This is a genomic window from Pseudoalteromonas sp. ABV4_021 (assembly GCF_056159365.1).
The window spans coordinates 1,130,625-1,145,715 of the sequence record NZ_JBSWVB010000002.1; the positions used below are offsets into that span (position 1 = coordinate 1,130,625).

General features: G+C 39.7%; 18 protein-coding genes and 1 pseudogene. 9 read left to right on the plus strand and 10 right to left on the minus strand.

Annotated features, from left to right (window positions below; all coding sequences use genetic code 11):
• Positions 1–107: 107 nt before the first annotated feature.
• The 5 genes and pseudogenes from ACXAFE_RS19235 to ACXAFE_RS19255 all read left to right on the plus strand — a co-directional run bounded on the left by ACXAFE_RS19235 (position 108) and on the right by ACXAFE_RS19255 (position 2,987).
• The gene (locus ACXAFE_RS19235) at positions 108–527 is read left to right on the plus strand and encodes a hypothetical protein (RefSeq protein ID WP_475156593.1); all 420 of its coding nucleotides are present in this window, start codon (positions 108–110) and stop codon (positions 525–527) included.
• 174 nt (positions 528–701) lie between these two features.
• Positions 702–1,223 (plus strand): annotated as a pseudogene (locus ACXAFE_RS19240) (DUF6058 family natural product biosynthesis protein).
• A gap of 15 nt (positions 1,224–1,238) precedes the next feature.
• Entirely contained in the window at positions 1,239–1,880 is a 642-nt protein-coding gene (locus ACXAFE_RS19245) for a glutathione S-transferase family protein (protein WP_475156598.1), read from the plus strand.
• Between the two features lie 43 nt (positions 1,881–1,923).
• Positions 1,924–2,565: a glutathione S-transferase family protein gene (locus ACXAFE_RS19250; protein WP_475156600.1), complete on the plus strand. Its 642-nt coding sequence runs from the start codon at positions 1,924–1,926 to the stop codon at positions 2,563–2,565.
• 11 nt (positions 2,566–2,576) lie between these two features.
• Positions 2,577–2,987 carry a GNAT family N-acetyltransferase gene (locus tag ACXAFE_RS19255; RefSeq protein ID WP_475157785.1) on the plus strand — a complete coding sequence of 137 codons (411 nt, stop codon included), beginning with the start codon at positions 2,577–2,579 and terminating at the stop codon, positions 2,985–2,987.
• Between the two features lie 37 nt (positions 2,988–3,024).
• Here ACXAFE_RS19255 and ACXAFE_RS19260 read toward each other — a convergent pair whose 3' ends face one another.
• Positions 3,025–3,999 carry a helix-turn-helix domain-containing protein gene (locus tag ACXAFE_RS19260; RefSeq protein ID WP_475156602.1) on the minus strand — a complete coding sequence of 325 codons (975 nt, stop codon included), beginning with the start codon at positions 3,997–3,999 and terminating at the stop codon, positions 3,025–3,027.
• Positions 4,000–4,364: 365 nt separating this feature from the next.
• Between ACXAFE_RS19260 and ACXAFE_RS19265 the strand changes: the two genes are divergently transcribed.
• The 3 genes from ACXAFE_RS19265 (at position 4,365) to ACXAFE_RS19275 (ending at position 7,136) form a co-directional block, all read left to right on the plus strand.
• Positions 4,365–5,261 (plus strand): DUF3369 domain-containing protein, encoded by an 897-nt coding sequence (locus tag ACXAFE_RS19265; RefSeq protein ID WP_475156605.1) that lies wholly within the window; start codon positions 4,365–4,367, stop codon positions 5,259–5,261.
• Positions 5,261–6,589 carry a GAF domain-containing sensor histidine kinase gene (locus tag ACXAFE_RS19270; protein ID WP_475156607.1) on the plus strand — a complete coding sequence of 443 codons (1,329 nt, stop codon included), beginning with the start codon at positions 5,261–5,263 and terminating at the stop codon, positions 6,587–6,589. The genes ACXAFE_RS19265 and ACXAFE_RS19270 overlap by 1 nt, the downstream gene beginning before the upstream one ends.
• Before the next feature lie 106 nt (positions 6,590–6,695).
• Positions 6,696–7,136: a GyrI-like domain-containing protein gene (locus ACXAFE_RS19275; RefSeq protein ID WP_475156611.1), complete on the plus strand. Its 441-nt coding sequence runs from the start codon at positions 6,696–6,698 to the stop codon at positions 7,134–7,136.
• A gap of 403 nt (positions 7,137–7,539) precedes the next feature.
• Here ACXAFE_RS19275 and ACXAFE_RS19280 read toward each other — a convergent pair whose 3' ends face one another.
• On the minus strand, positions 7,540–8,400 hold the full coding sequence (locus ACXAFE_RS19280; RefSeq protein ID WP_475151756.1) for an IS982 family transposase: 861 nt from the start codon (positions 8,398–8,400) through the stop codon (positions 7,540–7,542).
• Positions 8,401–8,733: 333 nt separating this feature from the next.
• Here ACXAFE_RS19280 and ACXAFE_RS19285 point away from each other — a divergent pair, with 333 nt between their 5' ends.
• A complete protein-coding gene (locus tag ACXAFE_RS19285) occupies positions 8,734–9,423 on the plus strand; it encodes a hypothetical protein (RefSeq protein WP_475156613.1) in 690 nt (229 codons plus the stop codon).
• 150 nt (positions 9,424–9,573) lie between these two features.
• Here ACXAFE_RS19285 and ACXAFE_RS19290 read toward each other — a convergent pair whose 3' ends face one another.
• The 8 genes from ACXAFE_RS19290 to ACXAFE_RS19325 form a co-directional block, all read right to left on the minus strand.
• Positions 9,574–10,803: a glycerophosphodiester phosphodiesterase family protein gene (locus tag ACXAFE_RS19290; protein WP_475156618.1), complete on the minus strand. Its 1,230-nt coding sequence runs from the start codon at positions 10,801–10,803 to the stop codon at positions 9,574–9,576.
• 174 nt (positions 10,804–10,977) lie between these two features.
• Positions 10,978–11,265: a YciI family protein gene (locus tag ACXAFE_RS19295; protein WP_475156621.1), complete on the minus strand. Its 288-nt coding sequence runs from the start codon at positions 11,263–11,265 to the stop codon at positions 10,978–10,980.
• Positions 11,266–11,325: 60 nt separating this feature from the next.
• Positions 11,326–11,907: a class I SAM-dependent DNA methyltransferase gene (locus ACXAFE_RS19300; RefSeq protein WP_475156624.1), complete on the minus strand. Its 582-nt coding sequence runs from the start codon at positions 11,905–11,907 to the stop codon at positions 11,326–11,328.
• 23 nt (positions 11,908–11,930) lie between these two features.
• A complete protein-coding gene (locus tag ACXAFE_RS19305) occupies positions 11,931–12,722 on the minus strand; it encodes an alpha/beta fold hydrolase (RefSeq protein WP_475157787.1) in 792 nt (263 codons plus the stop codon).
• Between the two features lie 110 nt (positions 12,723–12,832).
• Positions 12,833–13,177, minus strand: a complete 345-nt coding sequence (locus tag ACXAFE_RS19310; RefSeq protein WP_054977911.1) for a hypothetical protein — start codon at positions 13,175–13,177, stop codon at positions 12,833–12,835.
• A gap of 108 nt (positions 13,178–13,285) precedes the next feature.
• Positions 13,286–13,690: a DUF1801 domain-containing protein gene (locus tag ACXAFE_RS19315; protein ID WP_475156630.1), complete on the minus strand. Its 405-nt coding sequence runs from the start codon at positions 13,688–13,690 to the stop codon at positions 13,286–13,288.
• Positions 13,691–13,897: 207 nt separating this feature from the next.
• Positions 13,898–14,101, minus strand: a complete 204-nt coding sequence (locus tag ACXAFE_RS19320) for a hypothetical protein (protein WP_475156636.1) — start codon at positions 14,099–14,101, stop codon at positions 13,898–13,900.
• Between the two features lie 319 nt (positions 14,102–14,420).
• A complete protein-coding gene (locus tag ACXAFE_RS19325; protein ID WP_475156638.1) occupies positions 14,421–14,786 on the minus strand; it encodes a hypothetical protein in 366 nt (121 codons plus the stop codon).
• Positions 14,787–15,091 lie beyond the last annotated feature (305 nt).

The following is a 15,091-nucleotide window of genomic DNA, read 5'->3' on the forward strand; positions in this document are numbered from 1 at the left end:
GCCTTATTATTAGTGGCGTGTTGCTAAGTCTGGTATGCATTATTTGGGGATATTGATACTAACTGAATTAACTTAGCGGGAAATTAGGTTAGCAAAATGAGGCAAATATGAATGTATTTTTGTTAATTGCAGGCGGGTTAAGTGCTTGCGCCGCCTTGTTGCATTTGGCGTGCATTTATTTTGGTGCGCCTTGGTATCGTATGTTGGGCGCAGGGGAACAAATGGCAAAGCTTGCAGAGCAAGGCAGTCATCAACCTACGCTTATTACGAGTGTTATTTTTGTGGTGCTCACAACCTGGTCTGCCTATGCGTTTTCTGCGGCTGGATTATTTATTAAGTTACCTTTACTGCGCTTGGCGCTGGTTTTAATCACGTTTATATATTTGGCGCGCGGTATTGCGGGTTTTTTCTTTATTTCATCCCCTATGGGGCGAAGCCCCGAATTTTGGCTTTGGAGTTCACTGATTTGCTTAGTATTTGGTCTAGTGCATTTGATTGGCATTAAACAAACATGGGCAACTTTATAATGATTTTACAGATTTAAACTAAGCCGTTTGAGTCAGGTTTAGCGCATTACATATTGAGTAACTATTTTGGAACTAATTAATTATTTAAATGCACACTTTTATACCAAGCAACAATTACTTGAGCTAAGCAAAATACCTGAAAGTGTGTTTCAACAGTGGCAGTCTAACGGGCTTATGCCAAAGTGCTCATATAAGTTGGCGCTGAATGTTGAAAGCGATTCATTTTTTGGCATACATACCGAGGCACACACAGTGGAATATTATGCCAAAGGCTATACTGCTTGGCTTGGTAACTTGCAGTCTATAAGTGATGAGCACTCTGCTTATAAATTGTTCTCTACGCGTTATCAAAACGCGATAGCCCAACTTAAAGCACAAGGGTTTGCATCGCAAAATAGCAAAGTAAATGATGGGTTATCGCAACATATTGAAAGTGAGTGGCAGCACTTTCAAAACGGTATTTATGGTTTATGTACGCAGTCTGGTTTGCCAGAGGACATTGCTGCAAAAGAGTTTGCTATCGTGATTATTAATGAACTTACCGAGCAATAAAATTTAACTCACGCTCAACTGACACAACTTGAACAAGCGGTTAATTTGCTTGATTGTGCCAGTGCACTGTTTGCGCCACATGAGCGAAACAACAGTTCTCGTCATCGTTTAGTGGATGAAGTAAGGCGTAAATACCAACTCTAGTTACAGGACTGCATAATGAAGCTTTATGGTCGTACTACCTCGTTTAATGTGCAAAAAGTGCTGTGGCTGTTAACTGAGCTTAATCTCGACTTTCAGCATATTGAGCTAGGCGGTCGTTTTGGTGGTTTAGATGATAGCGAGTTTAAACAGCTCAACCCAATGGGCAAAGTACCGGTATTAGTAGATAGTGGCCAGGCAATTTGGGAGTCGCACACCATATTGAGGTATTTAGCCGCACAATACGGTGGCTCAACTTGGTACCCAACATGCGCGTTTGAGCGTTCGCTCTATGAACGCTGGCTCGATTGGTCGCAAACCATTTTTCAGCCTGCGTTTATGGGTACTTTTTGGGGTTATTACCGAATGCCGCCTAACAAGCGCGATATGGTGGCAGTCAACCGTCATTTAGACAGCTGTATAAATTGTTTAGCAACCATTAATAAGCAATTACAACAAACTTCTTATTTAGCAGGGAACTCGCTTTCACTTGCAGACATTGTTGTTGGCGCAGTGATTTACCGATTAACCTCACAAGGCTTAATGATACCCTTACCAGAACATGTAAGTGATTGGTATCACGAGCTTAAATCTCGCCCCGGTTATAAAACTTGGGTGATGAGTGATTTTACCGAACTAAAAGCCCGAGAAGACTTCTAACCCTATGATTTATTAATGGCAATCACATTAAAAGGAAGGTTCTGTGTATCAGTTATATTATTATCCGCTTAATGCCAGTATGGCGCCGCATTTTATACTTGAAGCGCTGGGCGTAGACTATGAATTGATTAAGGTCGACAGAAAAAGTAATCAACAAAAATCAACAGAGTATTTGGCATTAAACCCTGCAGGGCGCATTCCTACCTTAATTGATAACGGCACTGCAATTTTTGAAAGTCCTGCCATTTGCATTCACTTAGCCGAAAATCACCCAGATGCGAATTTGATCCCGCCTTTAGGTGATATTAATCGCCCGGTATTTTTCCAGTGGATGATGTACTTAACCAATACGGTTCAGGCTGAACTTATGGTGTACTTTTACCCTGAAAAACACACCTTAGATGCACAGCATGCAACACAGATTGTTGAGGCGCAAGAAGCACGCATTACCGATATGCTCTCGCTGCTTGATAATGAATTAAAACATAAAAATTATTTGGTTGGGCAAAGTGTGACGGCCTGTGACTTTTTCTTATTTATGTTGTGTGTATGGGCTGACGAATTTAAAAAGCCGCCGCTTGCGTTTAATAACTTAGCGCGTTTTTTGAAAAACCTAGCAAAGCACAATGCGATTAAAACGGTGTGTGAAAAAGAAGGGTTAAGCCTTCTCGATTATCAATCGTAGCGAGCGTGATGATGGCGTTAATTTATCAAGAAATCGTGCCAAGCCCTCTCGAATTTTGCGAGATGCGAATTAAAGCAGGGCTTTCTGCAAAATCGTTAAAAGCGGCAAGCATTGCATTACCGAATAGTTTGTACGGCATTTCAATACGCGATGATGAAAAGTTAATAGCTATGGGGCGTGTAGTCGGAGATGGCGCGTGCAATTTTGAAGTGGTGGATATTGCGGTAGACCCAGCCTATCAAGGTCGTGGTTTAGGCCGTGAGGTGATGCAATACATTGATAACTACTTAGCATCGGTCGCGCTTGGAGGCTCGTACGTGTCTATGATCGCTGATGAGCCAGCCTTTTACGAAAAATTAGGTTATCGATTAGTTGCGCCGAAAAGCCAAGGCATGACAAAAAAATTTACACCAAATCATTAGACGCCGCTTAGCAGTTAATATACTAAACGGCGCTTTGTTATTGCTCTTTATTTAATAAACCCATTAACCCCACCAGCGCGGCAAATAGCACGCCTGCTACAGGCCAAATAATCCAAGTAACGCCCCAGTTCATTGTCCATAAGCTCCACGCTAGGAAAATAGCGACCACTAAAGGCCAATAAAACGGTGCCAGTTTGAGTGCGTTGCGTTCACTTTGGGTGAGTTCGCGGTTTTTATCTCCTTCGTTTAATACATGTTTATAGGCTTCATATTCACTTGATGCAGGAATAATCACCCATAAACCTAAGGTAACGATAAACAATAACGCGGCGAGCATCAGCAAGGTTAAATCGGTGCGACCAATCAGCATAATAACTAACAATAATGGAATGCTACTGGTGATAAATAAGGTAACAGCGAGCGATACTTTGCCGTTGTACTTAGGTGTGAATGCGTCGATTTTCTCACTAAAGGCACTATGCACACCATACATCAATTCAAATTTACCTTTTTCAATGGGGGCAATGGCACGCTCATATTGATTGGTTTGGATCACCAAACGCACACCTGCTGCAATTAGAATAAAAATGGAAATTATGCCAAACACCACTGCGGTATTTTTATTTAACGCAATGCTATTGTTATTGGCTAATGCCAACAGAAAAAACAAAGGCACAGCAGAGCATACAAAAAATGCAACGCCTTTTGCGGTGAGAATGGCTTGGGCTTTTTTGGTGTTTACGTAGTCGATAGCTTGCTCTAGGCTAATTTGTGTTAAGTCATTGTCGCGCTCGTCTAAGTGTTCAGCCGTTTCGATTTCATCTTTTAATAAAAAGTCGGTTGAGACATTAAACAGTTCAGCCAATTTGATAATTTTATTTAAATCAGGAATGCTGTTGGTGCTCTCCCATTTTGAAACCGATTGGCGCGATACGCCCATTTTTTCGGCTAATTCTTCTTGTGACCAGCCCAGCTGCTTTCTTAATGTAATTATTTTCTCGGATAAGATCATTGTTCGTTACTCTGATTGTTAAATTGCCTCTAGCTTAGGAATTTCAAGGGTTGCACACTAGCAAGTCGACTTGGAATCTTGTCAACTGGCAGTTGCATTTACTTATTTTTGCTAAAAAGCGGCAATTTTTTACGTTCTAGCATACCGTTTATAGCAGTAAATTATTTATGAATTTTTATAATTTTTTTGCCGCGTTTTTGTTGCAGCCCTACGGGTAATATTCAGAAAACAAACCGGCAAATTTAAATAGCGCGAAGTTGTATTTGTGCGCTTTTAGTTTTCTTACTTAGTTTTGATTTAAGTCCTTTTGTGAAATAACTTTAGTTGATAGATTGGTATGCAAAATAACGAATGCTGGATAAAAGATGGATTGGCTTGCCGAAGAATCAGAAACAATTACAAATAACCGTAAACCATGGAAAGTAGTGATTGTTGATGACGATTTAGAAGTACACAAAGCAACAAAGTTAGCAATGAAGACGTTCGAGTTTATGGGGCGGCGACTTGAGTTTTACAGTGCCTACAGTGGCAGCGAAGCAAGAGCGCTTTTGCGCGAACATCACGATGTGGCCGTTATTTTGCTCGATGTTGTAATGGAAACTGACGATGCGGGTTTAAAGCTCGTTAACTTTATTCGTGGTGAGTTAAATAATCGCGATACGCGTATCGTGTTAAGAACAGGGCAAGCCGGACTTGCGCCAGAGAGCGAAGTGATTAAAAACTACGATATTGACGGTTACAAAGCCAAAACCGAAATTACCGTTGATAGCTTGCATCATTTGTTCTATACCTCATTACGTTCGTTTCGCGATATTTCCCGTTTGTGCAGTTACAAAAATGCGTTAAAAGCCTTGCTAAATTCGGTGTTAAAAGTCGATAAGCTCGCCGATATTGAATCGTTTTCGACAAATTTACTCACCTATTTGAGCGATGTGCTAGACGCCTATGAAGCAGAGCTGGTGATCAATAAGCGCAAAGCGTCGGTTATCAATATAAAAAGCACTAATACCACGGTAATTAATGCGCAAAGTGATAGTTCTTCAGCCATTGATGTGCCTGATTTTATTAATACGGTTACCGCTGCCAAACAGCTTACTTACCAAGGCAATTTCGCCGGAATTTATTATGAAAGCGAAAATGAAATTGAAGCTGTGGTGGTGCTAGAAGTGGACACTGAGCTCGATAACAATGCCATAGAACTGGTGGAAATATTTACTGAACATGTGTGTGCCCTGATCAGCAAAGTGAATGGAGCAAAGTGATGATACATTTCAATATTGATAAAATCATAACCTCGCTTAAATCGTCTTATGGTAAAGATTTTTTAGATACCATTACGATGCAGCTGCATAAATCAATTGGCGCGCAGTTTACCTTTATTGCCAAATTAGATGCGATACGCAATGTATCCCAAACGATGTCGTTAGTGGCAGGTGACGAATTTGCAGAAAATTTTGAATACTCGCTGGAATTCACCCCGTGTGCTGATGTAAGTGACGATTCTACATGTATTTTCCCCAGTAAAATTTGTAACTTATACCCGAAAGATCAACTGCTTATCGATATGGGTATCGATGGTTACATTGGCGCACCGTTGCACGATTCTAAAGGCGCGGTATTCGGCTTAGTTGTGGCGCTTTACAGTAAACCAATCGAAAACGCCGAAGAGGTTGCGTCGTTATTTGAACTATTTGCCGGACGTATTTCTGCTGAATTAGAACGCGCTGAAAAAGAACACGCATTGTTTGAATTAAACCAATCACTTGAGCAAAAAGTAGCGTCGCGCACCCATGAATTAGAAAGCGCATTAAAGCAGTTAAAAAGTTCGCAAAAACAACTTATCGAACAAGAAAAGCTGGCATCGCTAGGGCGTTTAGTAGCAGGTGTTGCACACGAAGTAAATACGCCGTTAGGTGTTGCTATGTTAGGTAATTCAACGGTACTTGCTGGGGTTAATCAGCTGGCAAAAAAATTAGCGAGCAACACGCTCAGTAAGCATGATTTAGACGCTTTTCTGATTGATGCCAAAGAGGCTGCTGAAAGTGTTGAGTTTAATTTAAATCGCGCTAGTGAATTGGTGGTTAACTTTAAGCAAATTGCGACCGATTTTCATACGGATCCGAAAAGCGACGTAAATTTGGTTGAGTGGATTTCGTCTATTTCTACAAGCTTAAAACCAATGCTAAAAAGTGCGGGTATTCAATTGAATCTCGAGCTTCCAGAGTACGCATTAATAGTCAACACCTATCCTTCTCGTTTAGCGCAAGTGGTCACTAACTTGGTGTCCAACTCAATTAAACACGCGTTTCCAAATACACTTACATTAGATGAGAAAGTTATTAGAATTAGATTAAGCGGCGATGCGACAAACTACGCGATCACAGTGTCTGATAACGGCTGTGGTATGAATGAGCAGACAAAATCACACGTACTCGATCCATTTTTTACGACTAACCGTACCGCTGGTGGGATGGGATTAGGCATGAGTATTGTGCATAGCTTAGTTACAGGCTCACTGAACGGACGCCTTGAAATTGACAGCGCACAAAATAAAGGCACTAAAGTAAGTGTCTATTTTGCGGGCAAATAACTAACTTTTAATCGAAAGCTTTGGGAATAATGTATTTCGCTTTTATGGCGTGCGCATTTATGTCATGCTGCGCGACAAATAATCACAAAATATTAGTAGGTTGGTAATGGAATTACGACAGGTTAGCGAAACGATTATTCATGGTATCTCAACAAGAACAAATAATGATGCTGAAATGGGGCCAAATGGTAAAATACCGGGCCTTTGGCAAACGTTTGATGCACAGGTACCGGTAAACTATCAAGGCGGTGAGCGAGTTTACGGCGTTTACTACGATTATGAATCAGATCACACCGGCATGTTTAATGTGCTAGCGGGCTTTGACGGCGCGTCTTACCCTGAAGATTTAGAAGAAATTACGATTAATGAAGGTAAGTATTTGGTGTTTAGCCATAAAGGTGAGATGCCACAAATCGCAATAGATGCGTGGACGCAAGTTTGGCAGTATTTTGCAGGTGATGCATGTGAACATCAACGCTTATTTACTACTGACTTTGAATACTACCCAAATGGCAATCAAATAGACGTATGCATTGCGGTTAAATAACACAAGTGGTGTATTTTAGCGGGTGAGCTGATTTAACTTTCAGCCACCACAATATTAAAAAATGATTTAATATCAAGCGTTAATATCATGAATAAATGCCCACACTGTAAACATAAACTCAATCCATTTTCATTGTCGTTTGCGGCATTTCCTATTTACTTTAAATGTGAACGCTGCAAAACACGGCTAACGCTAAAACGGGTAAAGGCCTTTTGGCTTGCTTATCTGCTTTATAGCGTCATTATCTTGCCAATCGTGGTTCATACACCGTTTATTAATAACAATAACCTTGGCCTGCCAGTGATGATTGCTTGCGCATTTTTGCTTTATTATTTGATAGCTAACTACCTATTAAAAAAAGAAAACGTCGCGATTTATAAGTAACCTCAGATCTGCATAAGTATTAAAGCCGAGCCACTTTTATACTCGGCTTTTTAGTCTGAAAGGTATAGGCAATTAATCCAGCCATTAAATTAACCATAAATGAGATGCAGCTGCGGTGCCTTGTGTGGTCTATTTGAGCCATATTTTTCAGCTGGTCGAAAACTGTTTCAATGATGAAACGCTTTGATAACATCGCTCTATCCCAAGTTGATATTGGCTGACGTTTCATATTACTTCGTTGACCTGTAATAAAATCAATGCCTTGCTCAGCAAGTTCCGCTTTTAAGTTTGCAGATACATAACCTTTATCAGCGTATAAACTCCCTGTAACATTAGCGACCATATCTGGTACAGGTTTCCTATCATCAACATTCCCAGCTGTCACTTTTACTGCTAATAAACCACCTTCATCATTCATGATGAGGTGAAGTTTAAAGCCATAAAACCAGCCCATTGTTCCTTTGCCTCGTTTGGCTTCTCCCGCGAAAACTTGGTGGCGAGGAATGCGCATGTTGTGACACACCTTGAGAGAAGTGGAGTCGATAAATGCAATGCCTGTTGGTTTATCGAATCGCTGTTTCAGATAGCTACACAAAGCAGGTAACGTAGTCTGAAGTAGCTTCAACATGCGTGTATAACTAACTAAATCAGGAAAATAATGTCGCCAATACTGACAAACAAATTTGGTGTAGTAAGTTTTAAAGTCGCGATAACCTGATTGATGAAAGGCAATTAATATAGTCATCACTTCGCTGGAGGATAGTCGAGATGGCTTAATGCGTTGCTTTTCCCCTGATTCTATTAGGTGTTTAAGCCATTGAGGTTCAAACAATAAACAAAAATCATCGACATCTACGTAAATTGCATCTAAGTTATTCATGCCCTTGCCTCGGTAATCTTATGTTTCTTGGTCGAAAGATCTGATCACCGCAAGGGCATTTAGTTCCACTTCTTATGTGCAGCTCAGGTTAAGTAAGTTATTTATGCCACCTTAAGCGGTTTTGCGCGAATGTTTGTGTAATTGATGTGCGGCTTTTTGTAATACGCTTTTCCTTCCTCACTAATATTTTTCAAGTTGAAAATGCAAACGAACGTTTGTATTCGCTCTTTAAATATTGTCGATAATATTTTGTGTATAAATATAAAGAATGATTAAAACTTAACTTTTTACTTTATATTGTCGACAATTAAATCGTAATAAAGACTGTTTGTCATGTTTTATAATTTGTTTGGCACTATTAATACACTGTTTATTTTTGTGAGTTTGTATGGTGTTCTTTCACAGCTTAAAACCATTTTTGAGCGTAAACAGACTGCTCAAGGCAGCGGCTCGCCAACTGCACTTTTGTCGCTGAATCAATTTTCGGTGAGCTTTTTAGCGTATTTGTCGTTTTTTATTTATGGTTATTCCATAGCGCCATTTAACCATTACATTGTGTGGCCTAGGCTTGTGGCATCGCTACTTGTGTTGGGTATTTTAATTGAGATATGGCGAGACCGAAAAACACATTTAGCGTTCATTAGTATGAGTTTGGCATGTGTGTGTTTATTGGGTTCAATTTTGGGCTTGCTGCTTGGTGATACGTTTTCTGATCAGGGGAAATTTATTTCGACAGCCATTATTTTGTTGGTATCGCTATTAATTGCGCAGGGATACGCACATCAAATTTATGTGATTATACGTTCAGGTTCTACCGGTGCGGTGGATTTAAAAATGAGTCAGTTTATTTTGATGATGGATGTGTCGACAATTGCATTTGCACTAAGTATGGGTTTAAACCATGGTTGGCCATTATTGGTATTGGCAATCACCAGTGGGATTACCAAACTAATTATTATGTATTTGTTTCGCTGGGTTAAGTTAAGCTCTGTTGCAAAGGCGCGTCGCGTAAAGACTTGTTAAACTGAATACAGTGTGATCTTCAAGCTGAACTGATATTTAGAGCGATGATTAAATATAATTTTTCCAAAGTGTTGGCAGTTTATACAAGCCTTGTATTTGCTTATGACAGGCAAAATATATGGAGTATGGTAGTAAGGCTTAAAGCTATACTTAACTGCGCGATAACGCGCAGTTGCTGTAAAACGTAGTAGTAGCAGGCCAATCACTAAATACTCCAATTACACCCACTTTTTTAGCGAGAAAGTCGAGCAACTCTAAGGTAAAACCTTCATTTGTAATTGCCGGTTTAACTGATTGATAATAAAAACCACCACCTTGAGTGAGAAGACCTGAACGCTCTAACGTCCAAGTAATTATTCTTAGTCCGGCTTTTTTCGCCTCTAGCGCATAGGCTGACTCAGTCAGCTGATTATTTTTATTTAAACTCACTAAAACCCAAAGTGGTGGCGCAATAATATTGATGCCCATGGCTTTTAATTCGTTCATGCTGTGTTGCCAGGTTGCGGGGTTATTATGATCAAAATTATCTTGCTCGTAGCCGTCGTCTAAATACACAGCTTGCGTGGCGAAATCGGGATGGTGTTTTATCCAATATTGTAAATCGCCAAGCTCAAACGATTGCACAAATACATCGCTTGGAGAAATCCCCGCTTGTGTATATTCGCTGATAAGTTTTTTTGCGTATTGGTGTTGCGACAGACCATTAAACGGCATTGTTACTTGGGGCTTTTTAAGCTCAGGTGTCATTTTGACACCGAGACTTTTAAATAGGTCAATGCTTTGTTGGTGAGTCATTAAAGTGCCGTTAGCAGCATATAAATCAGTGCGCCAATTAGGTGTGCCAGTGAGGTAGTCTTGCGGCGTTTTGGCGTACACGTTGGCGCCATCCATTTTGCCTGATAACTGTAAAAACTCAGCGAGCGTAAAATCGGACGTGCAGCACTCTACTTGTGCTTTTTTGCCAACAGCTTTATCGCCAGGACTAAAAGGGATGCGGCATTTCTTCGCTAATTCAGGCTTTGCTAGCACGTTTGTTGTTTGGTGCAAATCACATTGCGAATGGCGACATACTAGGGCTTTGTCTTTAGTAAAGGCGACATCACATTCTAAAATACCCGCGCCCATTTTTGCTGCAGCAAGGTAAGACTCTTTGGTATGTTCTGGAAATTGCAGTGGCGCTCCGCGATGACCTATTGAAAAATCGGATTTTTCGAAGGTATTTGTATTACAACTTTCAAGCTGGATTTTAAGTGGTGAGTTGTCCATTTGCGAGACGAGATAATATGGCCGCACACCTACTTCAACTTTTTCATTATGTGTTTGTGACATGCTTTGGCAGCCACTAAGAAGCAAGATCATCAAGAAAATTATCGCGCGCATAAATAACCCTTATAGTTATGATTTACTCATTACAGCACAATAAAATGACAAAACATGAAACAACAGACTATTTTTGGTAATACTCATATTAACGTTGCTGTGGCGTTTTAATACCCAACTAAACCTTTTTAGCACTAGCAGTGTGACTTTATTACCTTGCCTAAATGACATTGGCTAATCAATTAAAAACTTGAGCTCGGTGGCTGCTTTAGTCGGTATAACTTCTGTTATCTCGTAGCTGGCAATGTTTTCACGATAAAAAGGGTCACGTGCTAGTTCGCGCTCAAGTGTTTTGCGTTCGGTAATGGCTGAAATGATAACGCCGCCTGTTCTTGGCTCTTTTCGGCCCGATAAAATGAAATGTCCTTTTTCATATTGGGCATTTAGGTATTCAATGTGCTCAGGTATAAATTTATCAACCTCGTTAAGTGGCACTTGGTAGGTGAGTGAAATAATAAACATATGTCGTCCTTGATTTATAAATGCAAAGTATGATTACCAGCGCGTAACGGTCAACGCGCTCTAGTTGTTTCTAGCGATGCCCATTAATACCTGCATAGTGCTATTGTTGCTGGTTAGTGAAAATGCGTTCGTCACGCTTTCAATAAGCAAGTTTGCGTTTTTATAGCCTTGGGTGATCATCTCTGATGTAAAACCAAAATCATCCTGCTCGTTGCGCTGCCAATCCCATTGTACAAACGTACCGTTTTGTTTTAACAAGCATTTAAACAAGGTTAATAACTGCTGGTAATTTGGCACAAACGCGCACACTGATGATGCAACAATTAAGTCAAAATCGTCTGTTAACAATGGGTTATTTTTAATTTCGTATTCTGATAGTTCACAACAAAGCGTTTTTACATTGGTAAGCGATTTGGCGTTTAACACATCAATCATTTTCGCTGATGTATCAATGGCAATGACCTCTGCGGCTTGCTTTGCGATTTTCTCTGTAAGCAAGCCAGTACCACAACCAAAATCGAGCACGCGTAGGCCATTTAGCTCTGCATATTGTGTAAGTGATTTGAAAGCGTTTTCGGCATAAAGGACCACATCTTGGTTGTTGTTCCAGCCATCGGCATATTCATCCCAACTGTTGCTCATATTTGTTCCTGTTTTAAAAGTGTTTAAGGTTTAATGCGCTCAAGTAAAGCACGTATTTCGCTTACAACCATTTCGGGCTCGTCTCTTTGCGGGAAGTGATAACTTTTATCTGTTAATACGGCTATTCCTTGTGGAAATGCTGAGGCCCAATCGGTATGTAACTCCCCCCACATTTTGCGCCCTTCGTCGGTAAAAAATAATAACGGAGGATTTTCAAATTTCTTAACTGATGCAATCACAGTAACAGGAATATTTGGGATTTGTGGGTAGTCGGGCAATGGGCGTTTTGACCAAAAATCTAAATATTGGTTAGAAAGTCCATTTTTTTGGTCGTCGAGTTTTACTTGCGCAATTTCTTTTTCTGCCTGCGACAAATTAATTTCCCGCATAATATCTACATCGTGCTCAGATGCTGGCTCAATGAGCATCAATGCGGCCATTTTTTGCGGATAAGTTGCAGCGAAGCGCCTTGCAATATAAGCACCGTAAGAGTGGGCAATGTATACAATTGGAGTTTTAATATTGAGTGTTTTTAGCAGTAAATGCGCTTCTTCTGCGTATTGTTCAGAACTGTAATTTTTGGTGATTTTTTGCGAACCGCCATTGCCAATACGAGAGTAGCGAATAACACGAGCATGTTTAGTAAGTGTTTGAAAAATGGGGTCCCAATCAGACATGCCAGCTGAACCGCCAGCTTCTAAAAAGAGCGTATGTTTGCCACTTCCGGCAATTTCGTATTCTACATCATAGCCATTTATTTTTGTAACAGAGGCTGCAGATACATTCAATGTAATCAGTACGTTTACCAGTAACAACCAAAACTTCACAGAGTACTCCTTTTATGCTGTGTGAGTTACGTATCTTTATGTTGGACTATTGTGCGTTTTTAACAGAGCGCTGACAATAATACACAGTAATATGATGATTAATAATCACAGACGTATTTACTGTAATTCCAACTTCCGCCCGAATCTAAACAGGTATCTGAGTGAAAAAACTCGTTTATAAATGGGGTGATTGAGATGGAGAGGGCTGCAACTGCTAACCATACTTTGACTTTTGACTGCGTGTTTTTAATAAAAACAATGGCAAATAAAATACATGAAAAAGCCCACATTAAGTTGTGTTGAGAGCGTTCGTTCCAGCTAAATTCGCGCGCATCTGCAAGGCCTGTGTTCCAATAGTTAAAAAGTGCTGTATTAACAAAGATTAATGCAACAACAATTAAGCTTGTTGCAATACACCATTTTAAAATTTTAAGCTTATTCATGAGGCAATATGACGATTAACGTATTCGCGTAATTATGACTTAAATTTGGGTACATGTATTGTAAATAACTGTATAAATCATTACATAAGGTACTTAAAAGGGGTGGTGTTATGCGCCTAAAAGCGGTAAATGTTTACGTTTTTTATATGTTAAGGCGAGCGTTAAACACTTTGTTATTATCGCTATTGGTAAGGGCTGATTGATGTTTAAAACAATGGCTCTGTTGCCTTGAAACTCGAGCGTATCTTGATACAGCTCTCGAAAAGTGTCGATTAACTTGGTTTGACAATTGAAAAAAAGAAAGTAATTTTCAGGGTGTTTAGGTTTCCAATCGATTCTGATTGGGCTGCCTGTTTTTACACTGTAGCTCGGTTCGCCCCACTTTAGGCACTCATCTACATCACCAAGCTTTAAATCTACAGCGACTGACAGAATAAGTGTTCGTAACTCGATGAGCTTTTTTTGTGCGGTATTTGGGTAGTTATCAAAGCATTGTTTGATTTCACTGTTCATTACACATCCTTGTTGGTTGAACTTAGTGGTGATTTTTAATAGCACACGTAGTGCCAAATTTGATTTGTTGGCTATTTGTTAAGTAGCCAACCATTTTGTGCATTATTTTATAGCCGCTTACTCATAAACAAAATGAATACTAAATGTTCAAATTAAGTTTCATGCGCGCGGTATGCTTATGTTTGGCGCATACGGATAAATACTTAATTAGTCTTGTAATTTTACTGTCACTTCACCAACGTTATCTATTTGCACATTCAAATCCTTAGTACCAAATGCTTGGGCTGCACTTAACAACGACCGCGAAAGGCCATCTAAGATTTGTGTTGATTCTAAATCTAATTGTTCACAAATTTGTACTATGCCATCGAGTAACTGTTGTGCTTGTGCGTCGGTTATGTTGTTATTCATCTTATTTAACAGCCTAAATTTTTTAATATTATCATAACCATAAAAGAGCTGATCGATTTGTGCAAATAAAGTATACGTAACAATGTGAACTTAAACTATCCGCACGGCACAAACCCTAAGCATGTACAAACTCACTTAACCCCAGAATTCCAATTTAAGACTTTTGATGATTTTCAAACGGGTATAAGCCGCGCGTTGATTTGTCAAAATCAGCTAACTCTGGAATTTTTTCATTTAAATCACATAAAACGAGAATTTTTGTAAGACTGCGGCGTGCTTTTAAAAAACAAAACAACACCAGAGCAGTGTGGTAACGAGGTTAATTACGTTGCCAGATGCTTGGAGATTTTGGCAAGTTCAGGGAATAACCGATATCTACAAACTCACCAACTAAAGCGCCATTTAAAACCTTACCTTTAAATTTACCCATGACTTTTGATTCAAAGGTAATGGCACCCGAAGCGCAGTTATAACATTTAAGCAATTCAGGCGGCTTAGGCCAACCTTCAAAACGTTGAAACAGTACTGAAATATTGTCTCGGCCAGGTTGACCATTATTAATGAAAAGCACTTCATAACCTGATGGCTCTTCGAGTGTTGAGTTGATATTGCTGTAATACCCATAGATTTCAGCGGCAATAACGTTAGTTGATATGGCGTATAAAAACAATATTAAGAATTTCATAACATAGCTCCATGCTTGGTTTGTGAAAAAGTAACTCTAAAATACTGATTGTGTGGGTGCATTTAAATACCCAAGCGGTAATTGTAAATGTGTTTTTAAATAAGAAGTGTTGAATAACTGCTTGTTCTAAAACACTAATACCAACCTAGATAGCATAATTTACCGTTATTGGAATTGTTTTACTGGCAACGCCAAGCTGATGCAAGCATAAAGCCATGTAAGTGCACAGTTGAAGAGCATAAAAATGAGATTTTTCGGATGTGTGAGTGCCGAGTAACGAAACCCATACAATTTCGAAACGTGAT